Annotated in this window: 18 protein-coding genes; 8 read left to right on the top strand and 10 right to left on the bottom strand. The window is 60.3% G+C overall.

Features of this window, described 5'->3' with window-relative positions:
* Positions 1-177: 177 nt before the first annotated feature.
* From arfA to leuS, 4 genes are all read right to left on the bottom strand, one after another.
* A complete protein-coding gene (gene arfA / locus E4P01_RS02100; RefSeq protein ID WP_003176285.1) occupies positions 178-342 on the bottom strand; it encodes an alternative ribosome rescue factor ArfA in 165 nt (54 codons plus the stop codon).
* A 214-nt stretch (positions 343-556) separates the two neighbouring features.
* The gene (holA, locus tag E4P01_RS02095) at positions 557-1,594 is read right to left on the bottom strand and encodes a DNA polymerase III subunit delta (RefSeq protein WP_005791737.1); all 1,038 of its coding nucleotides are present in this window, start codon (positions 1,592-1,594) and stop codon (positions 557-559) included.
* A 39-nt stretch (positions 1,595-1,633) separates the two neighbouring features.
* Positions 1,634-2,239, bottom strand: a complete 606-nt coding sequence (lptE, locus tag E4P01_RS02090; protein WP_032879303.1) for an LPS assembly lipoprotein LptE — start codon at positions 2,237-2,239, stop codon at positions 1,634-1,636.
* An 89-nt stretch (positions 2,240-2,328) separates the two neighbouring features.
* On the bottom strand, positions 2,329-4,935 hold the full coding sequence (leuS, locus tag E4P01_RS02085) for a leucine--tRNA ligase (RefSeq protein ID WP_216092154.1): 2,607 nt from the start codon (positions 4,933-4,935) through the stop codon (positions 2,329-2,331).
* Between the two features lie 261 nt (positions 4,936-5,196).
* Between leuS and E4P01_RS02080 the strand changes: the two genes are divergently transcribed.
* Positions 5,197-5,514 (top strand): hypothetical protein, encoded by a 318-nt coding sequence (locus E4P01_RS02080; RefSeq protein ID WP_078822415.1) that lies wholly within the window; start codon positions 5,197-5,199, stop codon positions 5,512-5,514.
* Between the two features lie 97 nt (positions 5,515-5,611).
* On the top strand, positions 5,612-6,373 hold the full coding sequence (locus tag E4P01_RS02075) for a YdcF family protein (protein ID WP_005791728.1): 762 nt from the start codon (positions 5,612-5,614) through the stop codon (positions 6,371-6,373).
* 111 nt (positions 6,374-6,484) lie between these two features.
* Here the strand turns inward: E4P01_RS02075 and lnt are convergent, their stop codons facing one another.
* The 5 genes from lnt to miaB all read right to left on the bottom strand — a co-directional run bounded on the left by lnt (position 6,485) and on the right by miaB (position 12,178).
* A complete protein-coding gene (gene lnt, locus E4P01_RS02070) occupies positions 6,485-8,008 on the bottom strand; it encodes an apolipoprotein N-acyltransferase (RefSeq protein WP_216092201.1) in 1,524 nt (507 codons plus the stop codon).
* Positions 8,009-8,281: 273 nt separating this feature from the next.
* Positions 8,282-9,121 carry an HlyC/CorC family transporter gene (locus E4P01_RS02065; RefSeq protein WP_005791724.1) on the bottom strand — a complete coding sequence of 280 codons (840 nt, stop codon included), beginning with the start codon at positions 9,119-9,121 and terminating at the stop codon, positions 8,282-8,284.
* Between the two features lie 42 nt (positions 9,122-9,163).
* On the bottom strand, positions 9,164-9,622 hold the full coding sequence (ybeY, locus tag E4P01_RS02060) for an rRNA maturation RNase YbeY (protein WP_078822414.1): 459 nt from the start codon (positions 9,620-9,622) through the stop codon (positions 9,164-9,166).
* Positions 9,615-10,619, bottom strand: coding sequence for a PhoH family protein (locus E4P01_RS02055; RefSeq protein WP_216092153.1), 1,005 nt, complete (start codon positions 10,617-10,619; stop codon positions 9,615-9,617). The genes ybeY and E4P01_RS02055 overlap by 8 nt, the downstream gene beginning before the upstream one ends.
* 230 nt (positions 10,620-10,849) lie before the next feature.
* The gene (gene miaB, locus E4P01_RS02050) at positions 10,850-12,178 is read right to left on the bottom strand and encodes a tRNA (N6-isopentenyl adenosine(37)-C2)-methylthiotransferase MiaB (RefSeq protein WP_005791718.1); all 1,329 of its coding nucleotides are present in this window, start codon (positions 12,176-12,178) and stop codon (positions 10,850-10,852) included.
* A gap of 130 nt (positions 12,179-12,308) precedes the next feature.
* Between miaB and E4P01_RS02045 the strand changes: the two genes are divergently transcribed.
* The 6 genes from E4P01_RS02045 (at position 12,309) to E4P01_RS02020 (ending at position 18,286) form a co-directional block, all read left to right on the top strand.
* Entirely contained in the window at positions 12,309-12,635 is a 327-nt protein-coding gene (locus E4P01_RS02045) for a DUF1820 family protein (protein WP_003194436.1), read from the top strand.
* 223 nt (positions 12,636-12,858) lie between these two features.
* On the top strand, positions 12,859-14,913 hold the full coding sequence (locus E4P01_RS02040; protein ID WP_216092152.1) for an NAD(P)-binding protein: 2,055 nt from the start codon (positions 12,859-12,861) through the stop codon (positions 14,911-14,913).
* 38 nt (positions 14,914-14,951) lie between these two features.
* Positions 14,952-15,710 (top strand): transporter substrate-binding domain-containing protein, encoded by a 759-nt coding sequence (locus tag E4P01_RS02035; protein WP_032879309.1) that lies wholly within the window; start codon positions 14,952-14,954, stop codon positions 15,708-15,710.
* A 30-nt stretch (positions 15,711-15,740) separates the two neighbouring features.
* Entirely contained in the window at positions 15,741-16,457 is a 717-nt protein-coding gene (locus E4P01_RS02030) for an ABC transporter permease subunit (protein WP_005791712.1), read from the top strand.
* On the top strand, positions 16,454-17,164 hold the full coding sequence (locus E4P01_RS02025; protein ID WP_032879313.1) for an ABC transporter permease: 711 nt from the start codon (positions 16,454-16,456) through the stop codon (positions 17,162-17,164). Before E4P01_RS02030 ends, E4P01_RS02025 begins: the two co-directional genes overlap by 4 nt.
* A gap of 9 nt (positions 17,165-17,173) precedes the next feature.
* Entirely contained in the window at positions 17,174-18,286 is a 1,113-nt protein-coding gene (locus E4P01_RS02020; RefSeq protein ID WP_216092151.1) for a succinylglutamate desuccinylase/aspartoacylase family protein, read from the top strand.
* On the opposite strand, the gene E4P01_RS02015 is transcribed toward E4P01_RS02020, so the two are convergent.
* Positions 18,287-18,841 carry a tetratricopeptide repeat protein gene (locus E4P01_RS02015; protein WP_216092150.1) on the bottom strand — a complete coding sequence of 185 codons (555 nt, stop codon included), beginning with the start codon at positions 18,839-18,841 and terminating at the stop codon, positions 18,287-18,289. It abuts the gene before it with no gap.
* Between the last annotated feature and the right edge of the window lie 26 nt (positions 18,842-18,867).

The raw sequence follows: 18,867 nt of genomic DNA, 5'->3' as shown, positions 1-18,867 counted from the left end.
AAGCGTTACGCAATGAGCTTGAAAGGTGTCTAGAAAATCCGGGGCGATTCAGAATGAGGCTGGAGGCAGCGATCAATTGGCGTAGGTGCCAACGACGAGAAAGACTAGAGGGCATGCACAGGTCCAGGGGGTTACAAATCAGGTACAGACCTTATCATGCCAGAGGGGCGCTTGCCTTCAGGCAGCCAGAAAGTAAGAAGCCTCCCAGCTATTAGACTGGAAGGCTTCGCGGCGGTAGCTGCCTTTGCCCTTGCCGGCGCGTTCCTGACGGCTGCGGAACAGTGGCTGGGCGATGATGGATTTGGCCTTGTTGGGGCCATGCTTGGATGGCTTTTTGCTCATGGTGTCTAGTCTCTGTGGGTGGTGGAGCGGGCAAATAATCTGCCTAAGTTGAGCGGCTGTAAAGCCCCGCGAAGTGTAGGAAAGGTACGCAGGTCAAATGTGGGAGGGGGCTTGCTCCCGATAGCGGTACATCAGTGAAACATAAATTCCTGACACACTGCCATCGGGAGCAAGCCCCCTCCCACATTGGATCTATGGTGTTTTCAAGAGAGGGTTATTCGGCTGGCAGGGTGAGGCGCTGGCCGGCCATCAATAGCGACAAACGGCTCAGGCTCATCCACGGCGAGCCGGCTGCCTGGCCCTTGATCTGCGCATCGATGCGCTGCGCTTCCAGCAACAGTTGCGCCCAGCGTTGCGCCGAGTGCCGTTGCAGGGCTTTGCTCATCAGCGGTTTGCGCTTGTCCCACACCGGTGGCCTGGCCTGGCTGAAGCATTTGTCCAGCGGTGTGCCCTGGCTGTATTGCAAGGCGATATTCGCCAGTACTCGCAGCTCCCGGGCCAGGGCCCAGAGGATCACCGGCGGTTCCACCCCTTCGCCACGCAAGCCTTCAAGCATACGCAGCGCGTGGGCGGGCTCACCGTTGAGGATCGCATCGACCAGGCCGAACACATCAAAGCGAGCGCTATCGGCCACTGCGCCTTGTACGGTTTCGACGGTGATCTGCCCATCCTCGGCCATCAGCTTGAGCTTTTCGATCTCCTGGGCGGCGGCAAGCAGGTTGCCCTCGACCCGGGCGGCGATCAGCTCCACGGCATCTTGTGTCGCCGCCAGCCCCGATTGTGACAGGCGCTGACGAATCCACTGCGGCAACTGGTTGCTGTCCACAGGCCAGATCTGGATGAACTGGGTTTGCGCACCTTCTACCAGTGCCTTGCCCCACTTGGTTTTCTGCGCGCTGCCGTCGAGCTTGGGCAGGCTGATCAGCAGCACGGTGTCTTCGGCAGGGCGCGAGCAGTACTCCATCAGCGCCGCCGCACCTTTGTCGCCGGGCTTGCCCGAGGGCAGGCGCAGCTCCAGCAGGCGCTTTTCGGCAAACAGCGACATGCTCGCGCCGGCTTGCAGCAGGGTACCCCAGTCGAAACTGGCGTCAGCACTGAACACCTGGCGTTCATCGAAACCTTGCTGGCGCGCGGCAGTGCGGATAGCGTCGGCCGCTTCCTGGCACAGCAGCGGGTCATCACCGCTGACGATATAGACAGGCGCGAGGCCACCTTGCAGGTGTTTGGCGAGTTGGGCGGGGGCGAGTTTCATAGGCAGGGCGAACGGGGCGCCAGGGGCGCCCCGTCTGGCTTACTCGACAGGAACTTCAACAGGCGATTGTTTCGGCGTGTTGTCTTCATACTCTTGCGCGGCTTTCAGGGCATCGGCGTCAGCCTTGGCCTTGTTGTCGGCGGTTTGCTGCAGGGCGGCGAGCTTTTCCGGGGTCAGCATTTGCAGGCGAGTCATCATGCGCTGGATCAGCTCACGACGCATTTCCTTGCGCACCTGGAGGGTCTCGGAGTCCGAACCCACCAGGTTATTGCCATCGTGGCTCACGACTTTCTGCACCTGGATCTTGTCACCCATCAGCGGCAACTGATCGCGACCCTGTACTTCGAAGTAGAGCGCAGTGTTCAACTCCACATCGGACGCACGGCCGGCACTGGCGTAGCTGATATTGCGCTGGGTTTCTTTCTCGTCCGTCAGGATCAGTTTGTAGGTCGCGCCGTTGTACACGTGCACGCCGCTGTTCTCCAGGGTCTGGCGCAGCTGGGTGACGGTTTCGCCATAGGCGTTGCGGGCGCTGACGTCGAGTTCCTTGAGCGACAGCTCGTTGGTGCCGGTGCCGCGCAGCTGGAAGCCGCAAGCGCTCAGCAGCACGGCAAGGCCCATAACCAGCAGATTGCGTTTGATCATTTTGTTGCTCCCCTTGAAACCAGGTGGGCCTTATCCAGGCCCTAAAGGTTTAGTTCGGCGCAGGGCCCAAGCCCCGCGCCCGATCCGATTTAGCTGGCGACGATGTTGACCAGTTTGCCGGGCACCACGATCACTTTGCGGATCGTCAAGCCTTCGGTAAAGCGCAGCACGTTTTCGTTGATGCGCGCAGCCGCTTCGACCTCTTCACGGCTGGCACTGGCCGGCATGTCGATCTGGCCGCGCAGTTTACCGTTAACCTGGATGACCAGTTGCAGCGTGTCCTGAACCAGGGCGCTGTCATCCTGTACCGGCCAGGCGGCATCGATGACGGCGCCGCTGTGGCCCAGGCGGTTCCACAGGTCGTGGCTGATATGCGGCGTGATCGGTGCGAGCAGCAGGGTAACCGTTTCCAGGCCCTCGTGAATCAGCGCGCGATCAAGTTCGGTGGCCTGCGGGGCTTTTTCCAGCACGTTCATCAGCGTCATCACCTGGGCGATGGCGGTGTTGAACTTGTGGTTCTGCCCTACGTCCAGGCTCGCCTGGCGGATGGCCAGGTGAGTGCTGCGGCGAATGGCTTTCTGCTCGTCGTTCAAGGCCGCGACGTCCAGCTTGCCCGGCAAGCACTGACTGACATGGGCATGGGCCAGGCGCCAGACGCGCTTGAGGAAGCGGTGCGAGCCTTCGACGCCGGAGTCGGACCATTCGGCGCTCATGTCGGGCGGCGAGGCGAACATCATGAACAGACGGCAGGTATCGGCGCCGAACTGGTCGATCATCGACTGTGGGTCGACGCCGTTGTTCTTGGACTTGGCCATCTTCTCGGTGCCACCGATTTCCACCGGCAGGCCGTCGGCTTTCAGTTTGGCGCTGATCACCTTGGCTTTGCTGTCACGCTCAAGTTCGACGTCCGCCGGGTTGAACCAGGTGTAGGCGCCATTGGCTTCGCGACGATAGTAGGTATCGGCGATCACCATGCCCTGGGTCAGCAGGTTCTTGAACGGCTCATCGGAGCTCACCAGGCCTTCGTCGCGCATCAGCTTGTGGAAGAAGCGCGCGTACAGCAGGTGGAGAATGGCGTGTTCGATACCGCCGATGTACTGATCCACCGGCAGCCAATGGTCGGCTGCGGATTTCTCCACCAGGCCACCTTCATAGTGCGGCGAGGCGTAACGGGCGTAGTACCAGGAGGACTCCACGAAGGTGTCCATGGTGTCGGTTTCACGCTTGGCCGGTGCGCCGCATTTCGGGCAGTTGCACTCGTAGAACTCGGGCATGCGCGCCAATGGCGAGCCAGCACCATCTGGCACTACATCTTCAGGCAGCACGACGGGCAGTTGGTCTTCCGGTACCGGTACATCGCCGCAGGTTTGGCAGTGAATGATCGGGATCGGGCAGCCCCAGTAGCGCTGGCGGCTGATACCCCAGTCGCGCAAGCGGAACTGGGTGCGCGAAGCACCGAGGTTCTTCTTGATCAGGGCGACTTCGATGGCGTCGAAGGCGCCCTGGAAGTCCAGGCCGTCAAATTCGCCGGAGTTGATCAGGGTGCCGTGCTCGCCGTAGGCGTCTTGCCACGGGGCTGGGTTGGTGTCGCCCGAGCTGGTACGTACTACCGACTTGATCGGCAGGCTGTATTTGGTGGCGAATTCGAAATCGCGCTCGTCGTGGGCCGGCACGGCCATGACGGCGCCGTCGCCGTAGTGCATCAGCACATAGTTGGCGACCCATACCGGCAGTTTCTCGCCGGTCAGCGGGTGCTCGACGAACAGGCCGGTCGGCAGGCCTTTTTTCTCCTGGGTGGCGACGTCGGCTTCCGCCACGCTGCCGCCCTTGCATTCGGCGATGAACGCCTGCAGCTCGGGGTTGTTCTGTGCCGCCTGGGTGGCCAGCGGGTGTTCGGCGGCGACCGCGACGTAAGTCGCGCCCATCAGCGTATCCGGACGGGTGGTGAAGACTTTCAGGGCGCCCGCTTCGCCGATGGAATCGACGTTATACGGGAACTGCACTTCCATGCCCTTGGATTTGCCGATCCAGTTGCGCTGCATGGTCTTGACCTGTTCAGGCCAGCCCGGCAGATCGTCGAGGCTCGACAACAGTTCATCCGCGTAGGCGGTGATCTTGAAGTAGTACATCGGGATTTCGCGCTTTTCGATCAGCGCGCCGGAGCGCCAGCCGCGACCGTCGATGACCTGCTCGTTGGCCAGTACGGTCTGGTCGATCGGGTCCCAGTTCACGGTACCGCTCTTTTTGTAGATCACACCTTTTTCGAACAGGCGCGTGAACAGCCATTGTTCCCAACGGTAGTAATCGGGCTTGCAGGTGGTGACCTCGCGGGACCAGTCCACCGCCAGGCCCAGGCTGCGCAGCTGGGTCTTCATGTAGGCGATGTTTTCGTAGGTCCACTTGGCGGGCGCCACGTTGTTTTTCATCGCGGCGTTTTCTGCCGGCATACCGAAGGCGTCCCAACCCATGGGTTGCAGGACGTTTTTGCCGAGCATGCGCTGGTAGCGGGAAATCACGTCGCCGATGGTGTAGTTACGCACGTGCCCCATGTGTAGCTTGCCGCTGGGGTAAGGGAACATCGATAGGCAGTAGTAAGTCTCCTTGCCTGGCTGTTCGCTGACTTCAAAGGACTTTTGCTCGTCCCAGAAGGTTTGTGCGGCATTTTCTATTTCACGGGGCTGATATTGTTCGTGCATGGCTACTTTTGAACTGAATAGGGGTGGCCTAATCCTCTTCGGTGCATAGTCCGGGTTGTTCGACACCAGAAAGTGGCGCGTCCGTGCCCAAACCCTGCGGGAAGTGGAGTTACAGGAAGCGCCGTAGCATACATGACCCCACTCTATCGAGGGAAACCCTGATTGCGCGGCAAGGGCCGTCTGTCGCGGCACCGGGCAGGTGCAGCAACGGGGGCTACGCTGTTTATTGGGGAGCAAGTATTTCTTCAATGAGGTGAGGGGATGGTTGAATCGCAGCGAACTCTAACGAAACCGCAATTGTATGAAGGACTGATCGACCGTTTGGGTCGGGCATTGGATGCTGCAAGAACCGCAGGCCGATTGCGTGATGAGCGGCCTCTGGAGCTGGAGTTGCGAGGCTTGAGCCAGGCAGAGCTTGAATTGATCAGGACTTACCTGGAGTTGAATCAACACCGCGCCTCTCCTGGGCAGGCCTCCCCGCCAGCCCAGGAGCCTCCTCGTTCGGCCAAGGTCATTTGGCTCAAAGACTTGGCGGCCGGTCGCGGCCCGGAAAGGTCCCGGTCCGTACGGTGCAAGTGAAGCACAGTACTATCCATTAACGTTGTCGAAACAGGCTGGTAAAGATTGTCGCTTGATCGCGTTGCATTTAGGCTTCGGGCATCTTTGGAGATGCCCGATGCCTTTTCGTTATTTCATCAAACAATTGCTGTTGCCGCCCGGCATTTTTTTGTTGTTGTTGGCGTGTGCCTGGTGGTTTCGCCGTAGCCGCCCGCGCCTGGCCGGGGTGTGCTTTGCCCTGGGGCTGGGCGGGATGTGGTTGATCAGCCTCCCGGTGATGGTGCAATGGGGCGCCCGTGCGCTTGAGACAGCGCCGCCATTGGCTCGCGAAGACTGGGCCACGCTCGCCCAGCGCGCCGATGCGATTGTGGTGTTGGGCTCCGGGCGCGAGCGTGGGGACATCGCCTGGGGCAGCGACCAGCCCACCGGCGTTGGTCTTGAGCGTGAGCGTTATGCGGCGCGACTGGCCAAGGCGTCAGGCTTGCCGGTGCTGACCAGTGGCGGCTTGCATTACGGCACGCCGCCCAGTGAAGCCGAACTGATGGCCGTTTCGATGCAGGATGATTTTGGCGTCAGCGTGCGCTGGAAGGAAGAGCGCAGCCGTACCACCTGGGAAAACGCCCAGATGAGCGCCGAGATTCTGCTGCCCCAAGGCATCAAGCGTGTGGTGGTGGTGACGCAGGCCTGGCATATGCCGCGTTCGGTGTGGAGTTTTGAGAAAGCCGGTTTCACCGTGGTGCCTGGGCCGGTGGGCTTTCTGGGGGTGGACCATGGCCGGCCGCTGGGCGGCTGGATGCCCGAGGTCAAGGCGGTGTGGCAGAGCGGGCAGTTGATCAACGAAGCGGTGGGGCAGGTGGGGTATCGGCTGTTCTACCGATAGGTGCAACACAGGAAATCAATTGTGGGAGCTGGCTTGCCTGCGATGGCGGTGGGTCAGTGAGCACTCAGCGCACTGATACACCGCCATCGCAGGCAAGCCAGCTCCCACAGGTCATAGCGTTTTGGACATCCGGCCAGCCAGCAGCGCCCAGCCAAACAACCCCAGGCACACAATGATCAACGGCCACGAACGCCATTGCAGGTATGGCGTGAGGTTATGCATCGGCACCACCTCCCCATAGAGAATGCCGCGCTCGAACTGCGGGATCTGTGCGGTGATCTGCCCAAACGGGTTGATCAGCCCGCTCACGCCGTTGTTGGTGGCGCGGATCATCCAGCGCCCGGCTTCCAGTGCACGCATCTGCGCCATTTGCAGGTGCTGCAATGGGCCGATGGAGCGGCCGAACCAGGTGTCGTTGCTGATGGTCAGCAGCAGGTCGCTCTGGGCCGACAGGCCGGCAGCGAATTCCGGGTACACCACTTCATAGCAAATGAACGGCGCAATCTGATAGCCCTTGGCCTGAAGCATGGCCTGGTCTGAAGGGCCACGGGCGAAGTCCGACATCGGCAGGTCGAAGAACGCAATCAGCCCGCGCAGCATGTCCTGCAACGGCACGTATTCGCCAAACGGCACCAGCTTTTGCTTGAGATAGGTGCCGTCACCTTCGCCGACTACGGTAATGCCATTGAAGTAGCGCTTCTCATGGTGCACTTCCTGGCGAATCGGTACCCCGGTAATCAGCGCGGTGTTCCGGTCGGCGGCAAACTTGCCCATCATGCCCAGGTAGCCCTCGACCGACTCCTTGAGTACCGGCACGGCGGTTTCCGGCCATACCAGCAGGTCGACACGCTTGGAGCTCAGGCTCATGTCGCGATACAGCGCCAACTGTGCATTAAGCTGCTCGGGGTCCCACTTCATGCTTTGCTCGACGTTGCCCTGGATGGCGGCGACGCTCAGGGGGGCGCCGGAGGGCGAGGTCCAGGCGTGGTGCTTGAGCGCCAGGCCGATGGCCCAGGGGGCGACCAGCAACACCAGGCCCGCACCAATGAAGACGTTGCGCTTGCTTGCCAGCAGGCGCGGCAGGTTGCACAGCAGGGCTGCCGTGAGTGCAAGCGCGAAGGAAATCAGCCACATTCCGCCCAGCGGCGCGAGGCCGGTCAGCGGGCCGTCGAGTTGGCTGTAACCGGAGTACAACCAGGGGAAACCGGTGAGGAACCAGCCACGAAACGCTTCCTGGCCAACCCATAACGCGGCGAAGGTCAGGGCATCCGCCAACGGTGCTTCATTGCGGCGCAGCCAGCGCGCCCACAACCAGGCGGGCAGGGCAAAGAACCAGGCAATGGCGGCGGTGAACAGCAGCATCAGGAACCCCGCCAGCAGCACCGAAGCGCCGCCGAAGTGGTGGATGCTGTAGTAGATCCAGCTGGTGCCGGCGCCAAACAGGCCGAAACCGAAACACCAGCCGCGGCCCAGGGCCTGGCGGGGTGTCAGCTCCCGCAGGCCGATATAGAACAGGCCGACCGCTACCAGAGCCAACGGCCAGATATCGAACGGCGCCAGCGCCAGGGTAGTGATGGCGCCGGCCACCACGGCCAGCAGGTTACCGGGCCAGCCGGGGCGGTTCAGGCGCTGCATGTAGGGGTGGGTCATCAGCTATTTCCTGTATCGCGCCGGGCCTGCTGCGGCACAGGGCAAGGCGCGAGGAGTGTGGTTTGGTTTTTCCAAATGAACGACGAGTAACGCAGCCCTGTGTCGCAGCAGGCCCGGCCCTTCGGGTTGTCCCTGAGAGCGGGCCATACTGCGTTGCAGGCCTTGAAAAGGGAATGCCATTCCCTGCGGCCTGCGCCTTGCCTGGCCCGCTCTCAGGGGCAACGCGACACAGGAAATAGCTGATGCCCCACTCCTTCCTTAGCGGGCAATAGGTGTCAAACGGATCAGATGGATACGACGACTATCGGCATTCAAAATGCGGAAGCGATAGGCGCCAATCTCGGTGGTTTCGTTACGCTTGGGCAGATGCCCGAACGCACTCATCACCAGGCCGCCGACCGTGTCGAACTCATCGTCGGAGAATTCGCTGTCGAAGAACTCGTTGAAGTTCTCGATCGGCGTCAGCGCCTTGACCAGGAAGTCACCGCTGGGCAGCGGCTTGATGTAGCTGTCCTCTTCGACGTCGTGCTCGTCTTCGATATCGCCGACGATCTGTTCCAGCACGTCTTCGATGGTCACCAGGCCAGCCACGCCGCCGTATTCGTCGATCACAATGGCCATGTGATTGTGGTTGGCGCGAAATTCGCGCAGCAGCACATTCAGGCGCTTGGATTCAGGTACGAAGGTGGCCGGACGCAGCAGGTCCTTGATGTTGAAGCTGTCGCCATTCTCCTTGAGGATCAGCGGCAACAGGTCCTTGGCCAGCAGGACACCCATGACGTCGTCATGGCTTTCACCGATCACCGGGTAGCGCGAGTGCGCCGAGTCGATCACGGCCGGGAGGAATTCCCGTGGGGTCTGGGTCGCCTTGATGCTGATCATCTGCGAGCGCGGGACCATGATGTCCCGTACTTGCAGGTCAGCCACCTGGATGGCGCCTTCGACGATGGCCAGCGCTTCGCTGTCCAGCAACTTGTTCTGGTGGGCCTCGCGCAGCAGCTCCAGCAGCTCCTGGCGGTTTTTCGGCTCGTGGGCAAAAGCCTGGGTCAGTTTACCCAGCCATGACTTCTGCCCGTTGCTCGATCGGTCTTCGCTCATAGCGATTACTCTAAATCCTTTGATATGACAGTTGAGTGTTGATCAGCTTTCGTCGTCTGCGTAAGGGTCGCGGTGACCCAGTTCAGCAAGCAACGTTCGTTCCAGTGCTTCCATTTCCTCGGCTTCATCATCGTCTATATGGTCATAGCCCAAGAGATGCAAGCAGCCGTGGATGACTAGATGGGCCCAATGGGCTTCAAGTTCCTTGCCTTGTTCCTTTGCCTCGCGCTCGACCACCCCGACGCAGATCACCAGATCGCCCAGCAGCGGGATATCCAGCAACTCGTCGGGTACGTCGGCGGGGAAGGACAGCACGTTGGTCGCGTAGTCTTTTTGACGCCAGGTGTGGTTCAGCTCGCGGCCTTCGGGCTCATCCACCAGACGAATGGTCAGCTCCGAGTCTGCGGTGCGCTGGCGCAGGGCCAGGGTGCACCAGTGCCGGAACTGTGCTTCGCTGGGGGCGGGCGCTTCGGTGGCAAGCTGCAGGTCTAGCTCAAGCATCGCCGCGAACGTCCCTGGCCGGTGCGTCATCCTTGTGATCGAAACGCTCATAGGCTTCTACGATGCGCTGCACCAGCGGGTGACGCACCACGTCCTTGGGCATGAAATGCGTGAAGCTGATGCCCGGTACATCCTTGAGTACTTCGATCACCTGCGCCAGCCCAGACTTGGTGCCCTTGGGCAGGTCGACCTGGGTGACGTCACCGGTGATCACGGCGGTAGAGCCGAAACCGATGCGGGTGAGGAACATCTTCATCTGCTCGACGGTGGTGTTCTGGCTTTCGTCGAGGATGATGAAGCTGTTGTTCAAGGTGCGGCCACGCATGTAGGCCAGCGGGGCGATTTCGATCACCTGGCGCTCGATCAGCTTGGCCACGTATTCAAAGCCGAGCATCTCGTACAGCGCGTCGTAGAGCGGGCGCAGGTACGGGTCGATCTTCTGGGCCAGGTCGCCGGGCAGGAAGCCGAGCTTTTCGCCCGCTTCGACCGCCGGGCGCACCAGCAGGATGCGCCGTACTTGCTCGCGCTCCAGGGCATCCACCGCACAGGCAACGGCCAGGTAAGTCTTGCCGGTACCGGCTGGGCCGATGCCGAAGTTGATGTCGTTGCCGAGGATTTCCTTGACGTACTTCTGCTGATTCAAGCCGCGTGGGCGAATCATGCCTTTTTTGGTACGCAGGGCCACGCTGGCTTCGGACACCGGGTTGTTGGCCAGGTCTTGCACCGCAGATTCCTGCAGGTACAGGTGTACCGTCTCTGGCGACAGCTCACTACCCTTGGTTTCGCGGTAGAGGCGACGCAGCAGGTTTTCGGCAGACGTGGTGTGTTGGGGTTCACCAATGAGCTCGAACTGATTGCCGCGGTTGCGGATCTCGATGCTCAGGCGTTGTTCGATCAGGCGCAGGTGCTCGTCGAACTGTCCGCACAGGTTGGCGAAACGGCGAGCCTCAAACGGCTCGAGGAGAAAACGATGGGGTTCTGCTATGGGTGCGTTCAAGGTTGCTTTTAGCCGCCCTTTGGCTGATGAGGTGAGATAGAGAATAACGCCAGGCGCCGGTGTGCGAAAGCACTTAAATAGCCTGGCCCCACTCTCGATAACCATGAAGAACTCCTGTGGGAGCTGGCTTGCCTGCGATAGCGGTGGGTCAGTTGGCACATAGGGCACTGATACATCGCTATCGCAGGCAAGCCAGCTCCCACATTTTGATCTTCATCCGGTCCGCGAGATCAGTTGATCAGCGAGCCGCGCAACGAGTGTGGCTGCGCCGCATCGATGTGCACATCGGCAAATTGGCCGATCAGGGTCGGGTTGTCGCAGCGGAAGTTGACGATGCGGTTGTTCTCGGTGCGCCCCTGCAACTCACCCGGGTCTTTCTTCGAGTAATCGGTGACCAGGATGCGCTGGGTCGAGCCGACCATTTGTCGGCTGATTTCGAAACCCTGTTGGTTGAGGCGATGTTGCAGTGCGTTCAACCGCTCCTTTTTCAACGCCTCCGGGGTTTCGTCCAGCAGGTCCGCCGCCGGGGTGCCCGGGCGCTGGCTGTACACAAACGAGTAGGAAAAGTCGAAACCGACGTCTTCAATCAGCTTCATGGTCTGCTGGAAATCTTTCTCGGTTTCGCCCGGGAAGCCGACGATAAAGTCCGAACTGATGCAGATGCCCGGTACGGCGGCGCGCAATTTGCGCAGCTTGGATTTGTATTCCAGCGCCGTGTGGTTGCGCTTCATCGCCGACAGGATGCGGTCCGAGCCCGATTGCACCGGCAAGTGCAGGTGCTTGACCAGCTCCGGCACTTCGGCGTGGGCCTGGATCAGGCTGTCGGAGAATTCCAGCGGGTGCGAAGTGGTATAGCGGATACGTTCGATGCCATCGACGGCGGCGACCACGCGGATCAGCTCCGCCAGGTCGGCCAGGCGCCCGTCGTGGGTCAGGCCGCGGTAGCCGTTGACGTTCTGGCCAAGTAGGGTCACTTCGCGCACGCCGTTTTCAGCCAGGTGGATGATTTCTGCCAGTACATCGTCAAACGGCCGGCTGACTTCTTCACCGCGTGTGTAGGGCACCACGCAGAAAGTGCAGTACTTGCTGCAACCTTCCATCACCGACACGTAGGCGCTCGGGCCGTCGATGCGCGGCTCGGGCAAATGGTCGAATTTCTCGATTTCCGGGAACGATACGTCCACCTGCGGCAGCTTGGTGACGCGTGCGGCGTCGATCATTTCCGGCAGGCGGTGCAAGGTCTGCGGGCCGAACACCACGTCGACATACGGGGCGCGGTCGCGGATCGCAGCACCTTCCTGGCTGGCCACGCAACCGCCGACGGCGATCACCATGTCCGGGTTGGCCAGTTTCAATTCACGCCAGCGGCCCAGCTGGGAGTACACACGGTCCTGGGCCCGTTCGCGGATCGAGCAGGTATTGAGCAGGATCACGTCGGCATCTTCGGCGCGGGCGGTGACTTCCAGGGCCTGGTGTTCGCCCAGCAGGTCGACCATGCGCGAGCTGTCGTACTCGTTCATCTGGCAACCGTGGGTTTCGATATAAAGCTTCTTGGCCATGGGAATCGTCAACTGGTGGTAAAGAACCGCGCATTATAGGGGTCATGCCCATCGGTTCCTAGCGCTGTGCATCGGGTGCCATGCTATAGTTCGCGCCCTCTTTTATATCCCCATGTGTTCCCCGCCCACCATGACCAAACGTGAAGCTCCAATCTACAAGGTGATTTTCCTCAACCAGGGCCAGGTGTTCGAAATGTACGCCAAGCAGATCTATCAAAGTGATCTGTGGGGCTTCCTGGAAGTGGAAGAGTTCGTCTTTGGCGAGCGCACCCAGTTGGTCGTCGATCCGGGCGAAGAAAAGCTCAAGGCTCAGTTCGAAGGCGTGGTGCGCAGCTTTGTGCCGATGCATTCGATTGTGCGCATCGATGAAGTCGAACGCCTGGGTACGCCGAAGATCAGCGAAGCACGGGGCACGAGCAATGTGATGCCGTTTCCGATGCCGATGCCCGAGAAATGATCTGCAATTAATTTGTAGGGCGTTTCCGAAACTGCCTCTCAATGGATGGACATTTTGTTTGAAAGATAGCAAATTTTGTTTATTCAGAGAGGGCATCATGAATATACCAATAATAAGAAAACCTCGAAGGTTCCCCCGTTCAACTGCGTTTAATCACGCCACTCATTAGCGCCAAGTTCCATCACGCCGTCATTAACGAACTGACTTGTTCGGGAGTAGCCCTGTGCGCGATCCTCGCTATGACATTCTGTTTGAGCCGGTACAAATAGGCCCGGTCCGTACTTGCAATCGCTTTTATCAAGTTCCCCACTGTAATGGCATGGGCCATGTACATCCCTCGGCCATGGCCCGGATGCGCGCAGTGAAAGCCGAGGGCGGCTGGGGCGTGGTGTGCACTGAAGAGTGCGAAATCAGCCCGCTGAGCGAGTTCTCCCCTTATATCGAGGCGCGTTTGTGGGATGAGCGCGACATTCCTGCATTGGCCCGCATGTGTGAGGCGGTACACCAGCACGGGTCGTTGGCAGGGGTAGAGCTGGCATTCAACGGTTACTCGGCGCCCAACCGCTACAGTCGCGAAATTCCCTGGGCGCCTTCCAATACCCCGGTGCGCAGTTACGACCCGGTGCAGGCCCGGGCCATGAGCCATGCCGATATCCGGCAATTGCGCGCCCTGCATCGAGCCGCCGCATTGCGCGCCCGGGAGGCGGGTTTCGACATCATCTATGTGTACGCCGGCCACGACCTGAGTGTGCCGTTCCATTTCCTCACGCCACGCAATAACCGGCGTACCGACGAATACGGCGGTGTGTTGGAAAACCGTGTGCGTTTGCTCCGCGAATTGATTGAAGACACTCGCGACGCAGTCGGTGATCGGTGTGCCGTAGCGGTCCGCCTGGCGGTGGATGAACAAATGGCCGACGGCTTGAGTCGCGAGGGCGAAGGTGCCGAAATCTTCTCGATGCTGGCGGACCTGCCGGACTTGTGGGACGTCAATGTCGCCGATTGGTCCAATGACAGCGTGACGGCGCGCTTTGCCGGGGAGGGTTACCAGGAGACCTTCCTGCTGGGGCTCAAGGCGCTGACCAGCAAGCCCGTGGTGGGCGTCGGCCGCTTCACTTCGCCAGACACCATGGTGTCTTTGGTTCGTCGTGGCGTGCTGGACCTGATCGGGGCGGCCCGCCCTTCGATTGCCGATCCGTTCTTGCCCAAGAAGATTGAAGAGGGGCGCGCCGAGGAAATTCGCGAGTGTATCGGCTGCAATGTATGCGTCAGTGGCGATCACACCAGCACGCCCCTGCGCTGTACACAGAACCCGACCATGGGTGAGGAATGGCGACGTGGCTGGCATCCCGAATCGGTCAACCATACGCAGCAACCCGGCCGGGCGCTGGTGGTCGGCGCCGGGCCATCCGGGCTTGAGTGTTCACGGATCCTGGGTGCGCGAGGGATGGAAGTGGCCCTGGTCGACAGCCTGCGCACCCTGGGCGGACGTGTAGCGCTGGAAGCCCGGCTGCCGGGGCTGGCGAGTTGGGCGCGGGTGATTGACTATCGACTGGATGCGTTGAGCCGTATGCCGTCGGTGGAGATCTATCGGGAAAGCCACTTGCAGGCCCAGGACGTGCTGGATTTAGCCGCTGAGCATGTGTTCATTGCTACGGGTTCCCACTGGCGACGTGATGGATTGGGGCGCGCCTTGCGCCGATCCTTAACGGGCCTGGACAGCCTGCCTGTGCTGACGCCTGATGACCTGATGGCAGGGGCGTTGCCCGCTTCGCCGGTGCTGCTGTTCGATGACGATCACTATTACATGGGCAGCGTGCTGGCCGAACATCTGGTGGCGCGTGGCGTGGAGGTGATATTCGTCACCCCCGCGGCGGACGTGGCGGCCTGGACCCATAACACCCTTGAGCAGCATCGCATTCAGCGTCGTCTGATGCAGCTGAATGTCACGATCGTGCCGTCCCATACGCTGGTCAGCGTTAAGCCAGAGGGCGTGGTAGCGGGCTGCATCTACACCGAACGTACGCGGTTGATCCCAGCTGCAGCCTTGCTGCTGGTCACTTCCCGGGAGCCTGAGCAGGCGCTGTATCAGGCCTTGAACAACTCACCCGAACAGTTACAGGCGGCAGGCATCCGAACGCTCACGCTGATCGGCGACTGTGTGGCGCCCGGCACCATTGCGGCGGCGGTGTATTCAGGGCATCGCATCGCGCGTGAGTTCGATGCGCCGGAGGGCTCGCTGGTAGTGCGCAGAGAAATTCCATTTATAGAGGTGTAGTCAGTCCAACTGTTCAATCAATAACGAGGAATACAATAATGAAAAAAATACTCCTGATGTTATTCACCGCGCTCCTGATTAATACATCGTTGTTTGCCAACGATTACAACGTGATCCGTTTCGCTGCCGATCCCAACTATGCGCCCTTTGCTTATAAAGACAGCACGGGGACTTTGACCGGTTTTGAAATAGATATCGGCAATGCAATTTGTGCACGTTTGAATGTTCGCTGCCAATGGGTCGAGAGTGACTTTGACGGCATGATTCCCAGCCTCAACGCCGGCAAGATCGACGCCATCTTCGCTTCAATGACCATCACTGCCGCTCGGCAAAAGGTCATCGACTTCTCCTCGGAGGTGTTTTCCAGCCCCACTGCCATGGTGATGCGCCCTGGCACTGAGCTTTCCACAGGCATGGCCGTCGGCTATTTGCAGGGCAGTACTCAGGAAGTTTATGCCCGGCAAGTGCTCGCTGGGCAGGGTATGAAGGTGGTGGCTTATGCCGATCAGGAGCAAGTGTACGCGGACCTGCTGACAGGGCGTTTGCAGGCATCGCTGCAGGATGCTCAGCAAGCACAGAGCGGATTTTTGCGTTCACCCCAAGGCGTCGGGTTTGTACTGGGGCCGCTGATTGACAGCGAGTTGATGCCGTCCAAAAGCGGCATCGGCCTCGCCAAGGGCAACCACACGCTGAAAGCGCTGTTGGATAAGGGGCTGGCTGCCCTGCACGCCGATGGCACCTACGCTCGCCTGCAAGAGCAGTACTTCCCCGGTGTGAACATGTTCAGCGGCCAATAACCGCCTTCAACGGCCAGCGAGGACACGATCATGCTACCTGCCTTCACTCAATTCGCCGCGTCCCTGGGCGGTTTTTTGCCGATGTTACTGCACGGGGTCTGGGTCACCTTGCAACTGGCACTGTTGTCATTGCTGCTGGGGCTGATCCTGGGCCTGCTGGGGGCAGGTGCCAAGCTGTCCAGGGTGAGGGCATGGCGCCTGTGCGCACAGGTGTACACCACCTTGATTCGCGGGGTACCGGACCTGCTGTTAATGCTGTTGATTTTCTACGGATTGCAGACAGGCCTGAGTCGTCTGACCAGCGAATTGGGCTGGGCCTACATCGATATCGACCCTTTCAGCGCCGGCGTGATCACTCTGGGGTTTATCTACGGCGCTTATTTCACCGAAACCTTTCGCGGCGCGTTGCTGGCTGTACCCCGTGGGCAGTTCCAGGCAGCCAAGGCCCTTGGCCTGAGCTTCAGGCAGAGCTTTTTGCATGTGATATTCCCGCAGATGATGCGATTCGCCCTGCCGGGTCTGGGCAATAACTGGATGGTCTTGCTCAAGGCTACGGCGCTGGTGTCGATCATCGGCCTGGCAGACCTGGTGAAAGTGGCGCAGATGGCGGGCAAGAGCAGTCAGCAATTACTGGCTTTTCTGCTGCTGGCGGCGCTGGTCTACCTGTTGCTCAGCAGCGTTTCAAACGCAGCGTTGCGCTGGCTGGAGCGTCGGTATGGTGAAGGTGTGCAGGGATCATCATCATGATCGAGCTTATCCAGGAGTATTGGCGGCCGTTTATTTATTCCGACGGTCAACAAATCACCGGTCTGGCCATGACCTTGTGGCTGACCAGCGCCTCTTTGTGCCTGGGCCTGCTGTTGGCGTTGCCACTGTCCATCGCCAGGACGTCCAGCCGACGCTGGCTGCGCTGGCCGGTGCAAAGCTTTACCTACGTGTTTCGCGGCACACCGCTGTATATCCAGTTACTGATCTTCTACACCGGCATCTACAGCATTGGCGCTGTTCGCGAGCAACCGTTGCTGGATGCCTTTTTTCGCGAAGCGCTCAATTGCACGCTTCTGGCGTTTGCCCTCAATACCGCGGCCTACACCACGGAAATACTGGCGGGCGCAATTCGGGCAATGCCACGCGGTGAAATCGAGGCTGCTCGTTCCCTGGGCTTCGACGGCTGGAAGTTGTACGTGCACTTGATCATGCCCTCGGCCCTGCGCCGGTCGTTGCCCTACTACAGCAATGAAGTGATCTTCATGTTGCATTCCACCACCCTGGCGTTCACGGCAACGGTGCCGGATATCCTGAAAGTCGCAAGGGATGCCAACGCTGCAACCTTCCTCACCTTCCAATCCTTTGGCCTGGCCGCGGCGCTTTACTTGTGTATTACGTTCGCGTTGGTCGGCTTGTTCCATCTGGCTGAACGACGTTGGCTGAGCTTTCTTGATTCGAGTCGATAGGGGGGCAATATGCAGACTCACAGGCATGAACTGTTAACGGCTGTGCCAGGTACCACGCGGCATATTCATAGTTTTCATTACGGTCCGGCCAATGCGCCGAGCAAGGTTTACATCCAGGCGTCCCTGCACGCCGATGAATTACCGGGGATGCTGGTGTTGTGGCATCTCAAACAGCGTCTGGCGCACCTGGAGGCGACAGGTGCGTTGCGTTGGCAAGTGGTGCTGGTGCCGGTGGCCAATCCGTTGGGGTTGGAGCAGGTGCTGATGGACGTACCGCAGGGGCGTTTCGATAACGACAGTCGAGAGAACTTCAACCGCTTCTTCGTTGACGTCAGCGAGCAGGTCGGCGACCAGGTACAGGATGTTCTGACCGATGATCCTGCGCATAACCTGCATCTGATCCGTGCGGCCCTGCGGCGAACCCTTGTCAGCCAGGTACCGGCGACCCAGCTGCACTCTCTGCGTTTGGTCCTGCAAACGCTGGCCTGTGACGCCGACAGGGTGCTGGACCTGCATTGTGATTTCGAGGCAGTGCAGCACCTGTACCTGGCGCCCGATGCCTGGCCCCAGGTGGAGCCGCTGGCGCGGTACCTGGGCGCTCGGGCCTGCTTTATGAGCCCGGACGCGGGCGGGCATTCGTTCGACGATTGCTACACCTTGTTCTGGACACGGATGCAGGCGCGTTTTCCTGGGGCCTTTTCGGCGCCGGGTTTTGCCGTGACCGTGGAGTTGCGCGGCGTTGCCGATGTGGACCACGGGCTGGCGCGGCAGGATTGTCAGGCGTTGATCAACTATCTGATGTTACAGGGAGGCATTGAGGGGCAAGCGCCGCCACTGCCGGCGCTATTGAGCCCGCCAACACCCTTGGCGGGGGTCGAGCCGGTGGTGAGCCCGGTGGGAGGCTTGATGGTCTTTTGCGCGCAGGTGGGGGACTACCTCGAAGCAGGACAGATCGTGGCGCAAGTCATCGACCCGGTCACGGACCGAGTGATTGAGGTCGCGTGTGAGCATGAAGGGCTGTTGTATGTGCGATCAGTACGCCGCATGGCAAGCGCCGGTATGACGATTGCCCATGTAGCGGGGTCCACGGCATATCGACAGGGCTACCTGTTATCGCCGTGATCAGGGCAGGGGAGAGAAGGGCGAGCGCCCATCGGCGCTCTGCAATTTCTGCAGGTAATTACGGAAAATCTGCCCCAGTACCTGGGTCGCCACTTCCAGTTCATCGCGCTGCATGTGCTCGGCGACCTCATCGGCGGTGTCCAGCGCGTCTTCAGCACCGTTGACCGCGGCCATTTTCAGCACGATGTAGGCCTGCACGTTATTGGCCGGCACGCCTTCACCCTTGAAGAACATATTGCCGAGCTGGAATTGCGCCTGGGCGTGGCCTTGTAGCGAAGCCTTTTCGAAGTAGCTCAACGCTTTGTTGAGGTCGACGGCCGGGTTCTTGCTGTCGTGGTAGAACTCGCCCAACTCGTATTGCGCTTGCGCATCCCCTTCATCAGCTTGTTTCTGGCACGCGCTCAGGGCTTCGGCCTGGCTGTCTGGCTGGGTATTGAGGGTGCAACGACCCATCGCTGGGATTAACAACGAGTTGCCGCCTGCCTGGGCATGTGCCAGCAGCGGCTGAAGGAGCAACAGGCAGCCCAGAACCAGGGTGCGGCCGGTGCGTTTCATGGGAATCGACTTACCTCTGACGGGGC

The organism is Pseudomonas sp. NCIMB 10586 (assembly GCF_023127895.1).
Taxonomy (GTDB): domain Bacteria; phylum Pseudomonadota; class Gammaproteobacteria; order Pseudomonadales; family Pseudomonadaceae; genus Aquipseudomonas; species Aquipseudomonas synxantha_A.
This window is presented reverse-complemented; position numbering and strand designations above follow the sequence as displayed.

What these genes read in the sequence shown, in the direction of transcription:
- E4P01_RS02015 (WP_216092150.1), bottom strand. Translation starts at nt 18,841, where the DNA reads ATGAAACGCACCGGCCGCACCCTGGTTCTGGGCTGCCTGTTGCTCCTT.
- miaB (WP_005791718.1), bottom strand. Translation starts at nt 12,178, where the DNA reads ATGGCCAAGAAGCTTTATATCGAAACCCACGGTTGCCAGATGAACGAG.
- ybeY (WP_078822414.1), bottom strand. Translation starts at nt 9,622, where the DNA reads ATGCTTGAGCTAGACCTGCAGCTTGCCACCGAAGCGCCCGCCCCCAGC.
- E4P01_RS02065 (WP_005791724.1), bottom strand. Translation starts at nt 9,121, where the DNA reads ATGAGCGAAGACCGATCGAGCAACGGGCAGAAGTCATGGCTGGGTAAA.
- holA (WP_005791737.1), bottom strand. Translation starts at nt 1,594, where the DNA reads ATGAAACTCGCCCCCGCCCAACTCGCCAAACACCTGCAAGGTGGCCTC.
- E4P01_RS02020 (WP_216092151.1), top strand. Translation starts at nt 17,174, where the DNA reads ATGCAGACTCACAGGCATGAACTGTTAACGGCTGTGCCAGGTACCACG.
- lptE (WP_032879303.1), bottom strand. Translation starts at nt 2,239, where the DNA reads ATGATCAAACGCAATCTGCTGGTTATGGGCCTTGCCGTGCTGCTGAGC.
- E4P01_RS02030 (WP_005791712.1), top strand. Translation starts at nt 15,741, where the DNA reads ATGCTACCTGCCTTCACTCAATTCGCCGCGTCCCTGGGCGGTTTTTTG.
- arfA (WP_003176285.1), bottom strand. Translation starts at nt 342, where the DNA reads ATGAGCAAAAAGCCATCCAAGCATGGCCCCAACAAGGCCAAATCCATC.
- E4P01_RS02035 (WP_032879309.1), top strand. Translation starts at nt 14,952, where the DNA reads ATGAAAAAAATACTCCTGATGTTATTCACCGCGCTCCTGATTAATACA.
- E4P01_RS02080 (WP_078822415.1), top strand. Translation starts at nt 5,197, where the DNA reads ATGGTTGAATCGCAGCGAACTCTAACGAAACCGCAATTGTATGAAGGA.
- E4P01_RS02045 (WP_003194436.1), top strand. Translation starts at nt 12,309, where the DNA reads ATGACCAAACGTGAAGCTCCAATCTACAAGGTGATTTTCCTCAACCAG.
- leuS (WP_216092154.1), bottom strand. Translation starts at nt 4,935, where the DNA reads ATGCACGAACAATATCAGCCCCGTGAAATAGAAAATGCCGCACAAACC.
- E4P01_RS02025 (WP_032879313.1), top strand. Translation starts at nt 16,454, where the DNA reads ATGATCGAGCTTATCCAGGAGTATTGGCGGCCGTTTATTTATTCCGAC.
- E4P01_RS02075 (WP_005791728.1), top strand. Translation starts at nt 5,612, where the DNA reads ATGCCTTTTCGTTATTTCATCAAACAATTGCTGTTGCCGCCCGGCATT.
- lnt (WP_216092201.1), bottom strand. Translation starts at nt 8,008, where the DNA reads ATGCAGCGCCTGAACCGCCCCGGCTGGCCCGGTAACCTGCTGGCCGTG.